We start from the raw sequence: 10,639 nt of genomic DNA, 5'->3' as shown, positions 1-10,639 counted from the left end.
ACCATTGCGGGAGCCACTCACGAATTTCGGGGCCGCCCGATCGGTGACCTGATCCTGCGCGGCCGGAGCGAGCCGCTGCGGGCTTTCGAGCCATTGCAAGCGGCTGCGTTTAGAGCTGCAACGACGATGCAGTACTCCGCAGCTTTCGCGAAGCTTGAGGCCGGAGACGCGACCGCGATACCAGCTTTCGCCGGGCTGGTCAGTACCAACGCCGATGACCCGCTTGCCGGCTTCCACCTCAAGCGCTTACTCAACGGCGCTCGGGGCGTTCGCATGCAGCTAGAATAGATTGTTCAATTACAGGGCCAGCCGCAATGGCGTAGGGTGGAGGACGTCGCATGATTCGTGGGATTGGCGTTATTCCGCCGCTGTCAGGGAGAAGCGTACATCTCGGGGTGTGGGCCAAAAAAAAGCGCTAGCGACCCAACGCGGACGTGGCTTATGCAGTATGAAGCTGAGGCGCTCCGCTCCCCGCGGCAGCTAGGCCGCCTCAAGAATTTCGGTCAGTTCGTCAGGCATTTCGAGCATCGCGTCATGTCCGCAAGCAAGTTCCTTCGCGATCCAGCCGGGGTCGGACTTGGCGCGCTCGTAGACAGGATCGAAGGCCGGTGAGGGAAAACTGGTGGCGCGGATATACAGCTTGCGGCTCACCACCCGATAGGCGCCAGTGAGCACTAGCTTCTCAGTGGCGCTGGCAGCCGGGTGAGGCGTACACTGCCGATCGACCCACTGGCGGTCGCGTTCATTAACGCGAAATACCTCGGCACTGATCGGCGGTAGCGTGAGCTCCGCCGGAGTTTTGCGCGGGCGCAGATCAGCCCACGACTGGCCGCTTTCCGGCACATACGCATCGAGATAAACAAGCGCCGCAATGCGCTCCGGCATCTGGTCGGCGACGCCCGTTACGACGAACCCGCCATAAGAATGGCCGCACAGAACGATGTCGGTCATCTCCTCCCATCGGATAAGGTTCACGACATCGGTAATGTGCGTGCTGAGATTGACCGACGCGGACAAAAGGTGAGACCGGTCGGCGACGCCGGTAAGCGTCGGCGTATAGACGTGGTGACCTCTGGCGACGAGCCGCTCCCTCACTCGGCGCCAACACCATCCTCCATGCCAGGCCCCGTGAACAAGAACGAAGGTCTTAGTCATCCGTTCGATCCCGATCGTAGCGATCGGGAATAATATCTTCGTGCCTTGCGTGTGCCAAGCGGCAACCACGGCTGCGATCAACTTGATCCGCAAGTGGACTGCGACGACCGAAACCCGTGTCCGCTCGCTTTATGGCAAGAGCGGGCTCGTTTTGCTCGATGTGAGTTCTTCTCAGTGTGACCGAAACAGAGCCATGGAGACCCACTTATCGTTACTTCATAAATGCATCGCAACATCACATTGCGGAGCTTGCATCGCCCGGATATTATTCGTCCTTGCTTGAGAGGCGGGGCGCACCATGCACTTCGGAATCAAAGCTCTGATACCTGGCCTCCTTGTTGTTCCCTTGTATTTTGCACCTGCTATCGGAGCAGAGGTTCGACAGCTAAGCGCCAACGGTACGCAATTCGCCTATGTTGAGGCCGGGCGAGGCGATCCTGTTGTTTTGGTGCATGGCGGATTTCAGGACTACCGGTTTTGGACTGCGCATCTTCCGGCGCTCGCGAAAGCTTACCGTGTCATCGCCTATAGCCGGCAGAACCATTTTCCGAACTCTACGAGCAGGGACGGTCTGCCTGATGGCGCCGCAGACGCGCATGGTGAAGATTTGGCTGCCTTCCTGACCGAACTCGGTATAAAAAGCGCGCACATTGTTGCTCACTCCTCCGGCGCACATGCCGCGCTGTTCTTCGCCGCCAATCACCCTGACATGGTACGAACGCTGATCATCAATGAACCGACGGCTACAGGCCTGCTTGCTGGAGCGCCCGGAGGCGCGGAGACCTTGAAGGACTGGAACGCTCGATTCGCATCCGCACGGGAGGCAGCGCGAACAGGCGAGATCGATGCCGGGCTGCGACTCTTTGCCGATGCGGTAGGCGGACCTGGAACCTACGACCGGCGGTCCGAGGGGGAACACAAGATGATGGCGGACAACGCGCTGTCCTATGTTGCAGACCAGATAACGACGCGCCCACGTCCGGTGTTCACCTGTGACATGGCAAAGCGTATTTCGGCGCCGACGCTTGTGACAAATGGTGAGCGCAGTCCTGAGATTTTCCACCGCGTCGTGGACGAACTGGAACGATGCCTGCCTCAACGAACTCGGGTCGTAATTTCCGGCGCATCTCACACAGTCCCAGCCGAAGCCTCTCAGGCGTATGATGAGGCCGTACTTGCCTTCATCGCGAGCCACTAGCCTGATGACCGCCGGGGCGCTTTGCGTCTCTCTTTCGCATACCTGTGGCCGGTGAATGGATTGGATGAAGCAGCGCGCGATACGGGCCCCAAGCCGAAATCGTCGCTCATCATGCAGAGTGCCCCTTTCTAGGGCGTAGCGGACAAGCATTGGGTATTCGACGAGGTCGCGTTGTGACCCATCTGCGAATGGGCGGGCCAAGGCGCGTAGACGGCACCGAGCCCCGAATCGACAAGAGTGTTGATAATCGTAATGTCGGAGTCCGAAGGTATATCGGACGTGAGCAAGGCCGTGCCTTGAGGTCATGATCCGCGGCCGGGCCAAACGTGCACACCGCTTCGTGCGCACACCGGGGGCGATGCCGAGTCCTCACGCCTTGGCGATAAAGGCGACTGCGTCGATCTCGATACGTGCTCCGAGCAGAAGGCCGGCAACCTGGACTGCTGTCGATGTGGGTGGATTATGCAGGAAGACCTCACCGCGTACGTTGGAAAAGTCGGCATAAGGTGTTGCGCAGCGATCCGCGAATACGGTCGAAAGTGACTCTCACGTCCTGCTCGAAACTGATCGGCACGTCGTCCGGCGGGATCGCGACGCCGACCTGACCCGCGATGAAGATCCAGCTGCCGGCTTCCGTATCGATACGAAGCGTTTCGCTGAAGCTCTTCGCGATCGGGCTAGCGAGATGTCGCATTGTGATCATCTAAGGACGCGTCTTTCCTATATGATGTTGTGCTCCGTCACCGATGTCGGACGGAACGTCGTCGTTTATCGACGGCCACTGGCGATTCGGTACTCGGTCACGGCCTCGATCGGGCCGCCTTTATCACCGAAGTAACGCCGCGCTTCCTCACGCACAGCAGCGCGTATTTCATTGGGCAGAGTGGCAAGTGCCTGACCGGTGGATGCGCCGCCGCGTTCGAAGGGGCCGTAGTAGGCATCAAACGACGGCAAGACAAACGTGTGCTTAACGGTATGCATGTCCAGATCGGCGAAGCCGGCCTCGACAAAGAACGTCCGCAGCCGCCGTTCGTCGCTAAGTCCGAAGGTCCGGCTGACGGCATCGGCCAGGCCCGGAACATGACGCGCGATCATTTCGTTAATCTGATGGTTATAGGAGTACTCCACGACGGTATTGACCGACACGGCGGCGCGCCCGCCTGCACGCAGCACGCGCCGGAACTCTGCCAGGCCTCGTGCGGGATCAGGAAAGAACATCAGCCCGAGATTACACAGGACGGCGTCGAAGGTTAGATCCGGAAACGAAAGTGCCTGACCGTCCTCGACTGCGACAGAGGCATTCGGGGCGCCGGCGATACGCTCTCTTGCCGTCCTGACCATCTCAGCTGAGACATCAGCGGCGGTCACGTGGCCGCCCGAGCCCACGGCGCTCAGGGCTGCCTCGGCCGAGAGGCCCGTACCGGTGGCTATATCGAGGACGCGCATACCCGGCGCAACGTGGGCCGCGCGCAGAACAAAGGGCATGAAATATCTGGTAACATGCGCGAAAGCCTGGTCGTACTCGGTCGCCGCCTCCCGCCGAAAGGTGAGCTCAGCCATGCCGCACCCCTTTGTAGCTCCTTTACGGACCAGAGATTTGCAAATCGTACCGCTCACAGCAAGCATTGAACCGGTAGTTCGCGGATCGAAAGCGGCCCCAGGCGGCGGTCGGGGGATTTCCGCTATTCTGTCGCTGTCAGGCGAGGAGCGGACATCTGGGTGCGGGCCAAAAACGACGCGAGTGACCCGTCTGCGACATGGACTGCGAAGAGTTTTCAGCGCAAGTTGATCTTCGAACCACCTTCCGACAAGTCCATATTGGGCTTACGTAATTGCTCTGCGGCAAGGCTCCGGACGAGTAATGCGACGGCGAGATTTCGTTCAAGGAATTGCGGCTGTTTCGGCAGTATATCCTGTCGTGGCGCGCGCGCAGCAGCCGCCTGCGCAGCCGGTGATCGGCTTCCTTAGTACGCGCTCGTCCGAGGAAGCCGCAATTCACACCAATGCCTTCCGCCGCGGGCTCGAAGATATGGGGTATACCGAGGGTCGTAACGTAGCCATCGAGTACCGCTGGGCAAATGGCGACTACAGCCGGCTGCCGCCACTTGTCGCCGATCTGCGGAGCCGACCGATTTCGGTGGTTGTTGCCACCGGCGATCCGGCCGCATTCGCGGCCAAGGCTGCGGGCTTCGCCGCACCGCTGGTCTTCATCGTCGGCCAGGATCCGGTAAGCGCGGGTCTTGTAGCGAGCATGAATCGGCCGGGTTCGGCCACGGGCGTCAACTTTTTCACGGGGGATCTGGGCGGCAAACGACTGGAGTTACTCTGCACCTTGGTACCGTCGGCGCACGTCGTGGGATTGCTGCTCAACCCTAGCTTCGGGATGGAAGCGGTCGACCAGTTTCGCCAGTCGGTGGCCACCGCAGCGCAGTCGCTCGGCCGCGAGTTGGTTGTGCAGAACGCAACAACAGATGCCGAGATCGATGCCAGCATTGCAGCCCTGATTAAGGCTGGCGTCACTGCCTTGGTGGTTCAGAACGATCCGTTCTTCGACTCTCGGCGAAGCCGGATCATAATGCTGTCGTCTCGTCACCAACTGCCCGGCATCTTCCACATCCGCGAGTTTCCGGCGGATGGCGGGCTAATGAGCTACGGTGCCAGCCTCGCCGACACCTACCATCAGGTCGGCGTATATGCCGGCAAGATTCTGCGCGGAGCCAAGTCGGATGACCTTCCGGTCCTACGACCGACGAAGTTTGAGCTGGTCATCAACATGAAGACTGCAAGAGCACTTCGTCTTACGATACCACAGTCTATTCTCATCGCGGCGGACGAACTGATCGAGTGAGATCGGCAAGTAGTCTGGATATGGTTCATTCGAGCAATGCACCCCGTTCCTGGGTCGGATGCTTAGGCTCAATAGAACGGCGCAATTGGAGCGAGCGGCGAGGCGCCCAGGATCCGGCCGAACGAAAAGCTCGTATCTCCCCTTGCGGCCACAGCCTCCGTTGCTATTCCCGCAAAGTCTTGCGCCACGCTGCTGGTTTACGGAGCGATCGGCCTAATCGTACCAACCTGGCGCTTGGAACGCACGCAGGATAAGCTGTTGCAGGAGTCGTCCAGATCGGACACCGCGGCGGCCGTCATGCTCAAGGGCAACATATGAAAGAATTTAACGCTCCGACGCGTCGGAATACTGCGATTGAGCCAAGCCCCTATCAGTTGATCTCGTAGCGTCTTGGCCATCTCTGACTGCTGTTTTCATCAGCTATCACGATCCCGAAATAGTTAGGGAGGGGCTTGCATTTGGCTGAACGCAAATGGTTTTGTCCGTTAGCCGCCTAGTCCTCCTTTTAGATGTGGGGCTCCGATCGTTGCGCCCCTTTCGCAACTGGAAGCCGCCAGCCGCGTTTGATTGCCATGACACGAAGTAGGAAGCATGAAGCCAGCGCGACCGCAGTCACCAGTGCGTCAGGCAGCTGTAATAGATAGCCGACAACAACGATTGCCGCAGCGGCCAGCGCCGCGACCGCATAAAGATCGGCGCGCAAGACGGTCGGAATCTCAGCGAGCAGTACGTCACGGACTATGCCACCGCCGATCCCGGTGACCATGCCGAGAACTGTCGCCATCACTGGATTGAGCCCAAACGACAGTGCTTTCGACGAGCCTGCGACCGCGAAGAGCGCCAGTCCGGCCGCATCGAACACCAACACTGCATTCGACATTCTCACAATGAGGGATGAAAAATAAAAGGTCACGAGGCCCGCGACCAGCGAGACGCCAAGATAGCGCCAGTCGCCAACCGCTCCTGGAGGCACTGCGCCAATCAGGAGATCGCGGGTGATGCCTCCAGAATTTCCTGCAGCGAAGGACAAGACCATGACGCCAAACAGGTCCAGGCCGCGCTTGGTCCCTGCCAATGCCCCGCTCAGCGCGAAGACGAAAGTACCGGTCAGATCGAGTACAATAGGAAGCTTGTCCATGACGTTGGTTTTCCTCGTTCACGAGGTGACAAGCATGCTTCGATTGGGCCAGAGCGCCGCCTGCATACCCTAGGCCGGTAACCAAACACGGGCCGCTACGACAAGCGCTTCGACGCCGGTTTGTAACGTTGGGTGGAGAACGGGAGCAAATTTAGGACTGTGGTTCACTGGCAACTCATTGAGCTTGTTAGCCTCCTTGGCCTTGGCGTAAATTTCCGGGTCAGTGCCGCCGACGAACCAGAAAACCGAAGGTACGTGCCACTGCGATCCGAACGATCCGAAGTCCTCGCTGGCCGGGGCTGGCCCCGTCGCCCTAACACGTTCGGCGCCGAAATGCCCCCGGAATGCGTCAACCACCCGGTCAGTCGCTCTCTGATGGTTCACGTTCAGAGGGTATTGGTCGATCGTCGTAATCTCGGGTGGCCGTGGCGCCCCTGAAGCCGCCGCTTCGGCATTGGCAATCCGTTCGATCGCTGCCAGTACGCGAGCGCGCACTCCGGCGTCAAAGGTTCGGACGTTGAGCTTGATGATGGCCTCGTCAGGAATGACGTTTTCCTTGGTGCCGGCTTGGAGGACGCCTACCGTCAACACAGCAGCCTCAGCAGCAGCCACTTCACGCGAGACGATCGTTTGTAGTCTCAAAACGGTCGAGGCGGCCATGACGACAGGGTCAATGCTGGCCTGGGGCATGGAGCCGTGCGCCCCTCGTCCGAATAGCCGGATTTGCAAGCTGTCCGCCGCCGACGTTATGGCACCGGCGCGGCCCGCGACCGTTCCAGACGGGCCTACCATCACATGCTGACCGAGAATCACGTCCGGTTTCGGAAAACGCTTGAACAGGCCGTCGTCGATCATGGCCTGTGCGCCTTCGCCTGTTTCCTCCGCCGGCTGAAAGATGACCATTAGCGTGCCACGCCAAGTCGCCTTGTTCTCCGCCATCAGCTTTGCAGCACCAGCGAGCCAGGTGACATGCATATCATGGCCGCACATATGCGAGACAGGGACCGTCTTGCCCTCTTTATCCGTCGCCGTCGCAGTGCTGGCATAGGGAAGACCAGTAGCCTCCTGAATCGGCAGCGCGTCCATGTCGGCTCGCAGCATGACCGTAGGTCCGTCGCCGTTCCGCAGCAGGCCAACAACGCCGTGTTTTCCAATACCGGTCGTTACCTCGTAGTCGGCGACACGGAGCCGGTTGGCTGCCAGACCTGCTGTGCGCGTCTCCTGCATCGATAGCTCGGGATGCGAATGAACATCCTTGTAGAAGTCGGTCAGGTCGGGAAGCAGCGCATCGAGGTCGCGCAATGCAGGATCTGAAGCAAACGATTGAGCTTGGGCCATGCTTTAACCTCTTGAGCTTCATCGAACTACCGAGTTTGCCCTCATTCCAAAGCGCCGCAACCGTCTTTTTCTGCAATCAAACGAAGTTGAGTTCCCGGGCAAAACTGTCGCGATTGCAAAGAGGGCAGGTCGCCCCGCTCGGAAGCTTGTTCAAGTGAAGAGGTCGCAGTATGCGACATACAGCATCGCTCCCTCGACATCGAATTGTGCAGGCGAAATCGAGTTTGGATCCGACTGGCATTGATCGTCTGCTTCGCGCATTGGTCAGAACCGCATCGTGCCCGGTCCAAACCGAGGCTGAGCCGGCCGGCGACAGTATAGCATTGACTACGGTAAATCACTCTACACGAAGATCGTCCTTGTCCGGATCGAGGGCAGGATGTAACCGGATCCGGCATCGAGAATGTACACCAATGCCTTGCTGACGCCGCGCTTGGCAGGAAGGAGTCCTACATGATCAACGCCAACCATGAGGAATTGACTTGCGATGCAGTGGCTGTGATGGAGCGCACCCGAGATCCGCGCCTGCGTGAGATCATGATATCCCTCGTGCGTCATTTGCACGCCTTCGTACGCGACGTGCGACTGACAGAGCCGGAATTCCGCAACGCGACGGCTATTCTTAACGAGATCGGAAAGCTGACCAGCGAAACCCACAATGAAGCAGTTCTGATGGCTGGATCGCTTGGAATTTCGGCGCTCGTCTGTCTACTAAACAACGGCGACAACGGCGCAACGGAGACCACGCAATCGCTCCTTGGGCCGTTCTGGCGGATGAACTCACCACGCGCAGACAACGGCACATCGATCGTGCGCTCGCCTACACCGGGCGAGCCACTTTTTGTGAGCGGGCACGTTGTCGATCGTACAGGTCGAGCGGTCGCCGAGGCCGAAGTCGATGTGTGGCATTCGTCGCCAGTTGGTCTCTACGAGAACCAGGATTCAGGTCAGGTGGACATGAACCTGCGGGGCAAGTTCACAACTAACGCCGAAGGGAGGTTCTGGTTCTCGACTGTGAAAATGGTTGGCTACCCGATTCCGACCGATGGTGTCGTAGGGCGCCTGCTTGAAGCACAGAACCGGCATCCCTATCGGCCCGCCCATCTGCACGCTTTGATTTTCAAGCCTGGCTTCAAGACGCTGATCTCGCAGGTTTACGATCCGGCGGACCCCAACATCGATACTGACGTACAGTTTGGGGTTACCAGGGCTCTCATGGGCGACTATGTGCGTCACGAGGAGCCGTCTCCCGGCGATCCAGCCGCGACCACTCCATGGTATTCGCTCGATTTCACCTTCGTCATGGAGCCCGGCGAGGCGGTTCTGCCACGTCCACCGATTAAGTGAATGAGTACGCGATTTTGCCCTCTTTGTCCGCTTCGGATCACGGGGGCAGGGTAGTGGGGAAGACGCCCGGCATCGGCGCGAGGTTGCCGACGGAGGCATCGGCTCGGGTGCCTGGCCCCAAGTCTACTGCAGAAGGACCGGCAGATTGAGTGGGCCGCGAAAACCGAATCCGTGCCAGCGTACGCTCGCGGGATCAGGCAAGGTCATAAGGGGAAAGCGCTCGAACAGCATGGGCAGGAGCAGAGCGCCAACAGTGCGTCGCGAAAGGTGCGCGCCTGCGCAGTGATGCGGGCCGTTGCCAAAAGCCTGGTGAGGATTGGTTTCGCGCAGAGCGTTGTAGTTCTCGCCATCCTCGAAGATTTCCTCGTCCCGGTTGGCGGACGCCTGGATCGTCATCACGGTGTCGCCCTTCGGAATGAAACAGCCGCGAATCTCCGTGTCCTCCGTAACCAACCGCGAACTGGCCTGGATCGGCGCCACCCACCGCACACCTTCTTCGAAAGCGGAGCGCCATTTGCCGCCCGCTCGTACAGCATCAAGTTGATCCGGATTTGTAAGCAAGCCATAGAGGATCGTCAGCAGGGCGTCACGCGGCTCGTTAATGCCGCCGCCAATGGCTATCTTTACATTGGCTATCATCTGGCTCTCTGGAATCGGGTTCTTGGCGTTCACCATGACCGAGATTGCGGAGAAATCCGGTTCGGCCCGCACGCGTTTGGCGTTGGCGCGTATACACTTATCCATCTCTGCATTAGCCGTATCAGTCGCTTCGAAAGGCCCTGGCGTCCAACCAAAATTGCCTGCACCGTCGATCAGCGTCTGCGACCATCGCTGCATGTCATCATCGCTCGCGTCCGGAACGCCCATTGCATGTGCCAGAATCCGGGCGGCAAGCGGTCCTGCGAGAGCAGTAAAGAGATCGACCACCTCGCCACGCGGCAGCCGGTCAAGATACGCGGCGGCTAGTTTCGCATACAGCGGCGCCCAGACCGTTTCGATCGACTTCGGCATCAGGGCCGGCATCATGGCCATCCGTTCGGTCCGGTGCTCGTCGTGGTCCTTGCGCATCAGCGTGTGCGCGAGAAAGGCGCGCTTCATAGGTGTGTTCGGGTCGTTAGAGCTGAACAACGCCGGGTTGTCCTTCACATATTTCGTGTCGGCAGCCTTGGTGAGGAAAGTACGGCCCACCGATTTGACCCGCAATACGGGCGCTTCGCGCCTCAGCCGTCTGTAGATCGGATAGGGATCGCGGGTGAGTTCCGCGATCGTGATTATCTCGTCGAGGGGCGCCAAACCTGCGGTTCGCATGGAATGATCCTGTTTGGGGCCAGTGCTTGCCGGGCGATATCATAATGACAAGCGCGAAGCAGAACAACTGAGCTTTCAACGGTTCATGGGTGGTCGGCTCTTGGAGGGTTGACTATGGCGGAATGGGAAGACGAGCTCGAACGCTGGCTGAAGCCGTCCTTGGATCGGTTGGGTCACAAGGCTCGGCAGCGGATGTGCCCACTGTACGTGCGAGATTGATCGGCCCCGGCGATCGCAAGAGCGTTCAGCCGATGGCAGAACGCCTTGCCAGGCACAACTATCGGGGTGGTCAGGGAGAGGTTGCCTC

Annotated in this window: 9 protein-coding genes and 2 pseudogenes; 5 read left to right on the top strand and 6 right to left on the bottom strand. The window is 59.5% G+C overall.

The window, feature by feature from the left end:
• Positions 1-288: pseudogene (locus JQ586_RS13140) on the top strand (adenylate/guanylate cyclase domain-containing protein); the annotation flags it as partial.
• Positions 289-480: 192 nt separating this feature from the next.
• Here JQ586_RS13140 and JQ586_RS13135 read toward each other — a convergent pair.
• Positions 481-1,155 (bottom strand): alpha/beta fold hydrolase, encoded by a 675-nt coding sequence (locus tag JQ586_RS13135; protein WP_212394975.1) that lies wholly within the window; start codon positions 1,153-1,155, stop codon positions 481-483.
• A 298-nt stretch (positions 1,156-1,453) separates the two neighbouring features.
• Here JQ586_RS13135 and JQ586_RS13130 point away from each other — a divergent pair, with 298 nt between their 5' ends.
• On the top strand, positions 1,454-2,353 hold the full coding sequence (locus tag JQ586_RS13130; protein WP_212394974.1) for an alpha/beta fold hydrolase: 900 nt from the start codon (positions 1,454-1,456) through the stop codon (positions 2,351-2,353).
• 475 nt (positions 2,354-2,828) lie between these two features.
• Here the strand turns inward: JQ586_RS13130 and JQ586_RS13125 are convergent, their stop codons facing one another.
• Together JQ586_RS13125 and JQ586_RS13120 are read right to left on the bottom strand one after the other, a co-directional pair.
• Entirely contained in the window at positions 2,829-3,047 is a 219-nt protein-coding gene (locus JQ586_RS13125; protein ID WP_212394973.1) for a hypothetical protein, read from the bottom strand.
• A 74-nt stretch (positions 3,048-3,121) separates the two neighbouring features.
• Positions 3,122-3,913 (bottom strand): class I SAM-dependent methyltransferase, encoded by a 792-nt coding sequence (locus JQ586_RS13120; RefSeq protein ID WP_212394972.1) that lies wholly within the window; start codon positions 3,911-3,913, stop codon positions 3,122-3,124.
• A 358-nt stretch (positions 3,914-4,271) separates the two neighbouring features.
• Between JQ586_RS13120 and JQ586_RS13115 the strand changes: the two genes are divergently transcribed.
• A complete protein-coding gene (locus JQ586_RS13115) occupies positions 4,272-5,201 on the top strand; it encodes an ABC transporter substrate-binding protein (protein ID WP_212394971.1) in 930 nt (309 codons plus the stop codon).
• 505 nt (positions 5,202-5,706) lie between these two features.
• Here JQ586_RS13115 and JQ586_RS13110 read toward each other — a convergent pair.
• Both JQ586_RS13110 and JQ586_RS13105 read right to left on the bottom strand, forming a co-directional pair.
• Positions 5,707-6,339, bottom strand: coding sequence for a trimeric intracellular cation channel family protein (locus JQ586_RS13110; RefSeq protein WP_212394970.1), 633 nt, complete (start codon positions 6,337-6,339; stop codon positions 5,707-5,709).
• A 69-nt stretch (positions 6,340-6,408) separates the two neighbouring features.
• Complete coding sequence (locus tag JQ586_RS13105; protein ID WP_212394969.1) at positions 6,409-7,677, bottom strand: M20 family metallopeptidase; 1,269 nt, start codon at positions 7,675-7,677, stop codon at positions 6,409-6,411.
• Between the two features lie 453 nt (positions 7,678-8,130).
• Here JQ586_RS13105 and JQ586_RS13100 point away from each other — a divergent pair, with 453 nt between their 5' ends.
• Entirely contained in the window at positions 8,131-9,024 is an 894-nt protein-coding gene (locus JQ586_RS13100; RefSeq protein WP_249147516.1) for a dioxygenase, read from the top strand.
• A 123-nt stretch (positions 9,025-9,147) separates the two neighbouring features.
• On the opposite strand, the gene JQ586_RS13095 is transcribed toward JQ586_RS13100, so the two are convergent.
• Positions 9,148-10,332: a cytochrome P450 gene (locus tag JQ586_RS13095; protein ID WP_212394968.1), complete on the bottom strand. Its 1,185-nt coding sequence runs from the start codon at positions 10,330-10,332 to the stop codon at positions 9,148-9,150.
• Positions 10,333-10,446: 114 nt separating this feature from the next.
• Here JQ586_RS13095 and JQ586_RS13090 point away from each other — a divergent pair.
• Positions 10,447-10,613 (top strand): annotated as a pseudogene (locus JQ586_RS13090) (IS701 family transposase); the annotation flags it as partial.
• Positions 10,614-10,639: the final 26 nt, after the last annotated feature.

Source organism: Bradyrhizobium jicamae (genome assembly GCF_018130215.1).
Classification (GTDB): Bacteria; Pseudomonadota; Alphaproteobacteria; order Rhizobiales; family Xanthobacteraceae; genus Bradyrhizobium; species Bradyrhizobium jicamae_A.
The sequence above is the reverse complement of the archived record's forward strand: the minus strand, read 5'-3'. Positions and strand labels throughout refer to the sequence as shown.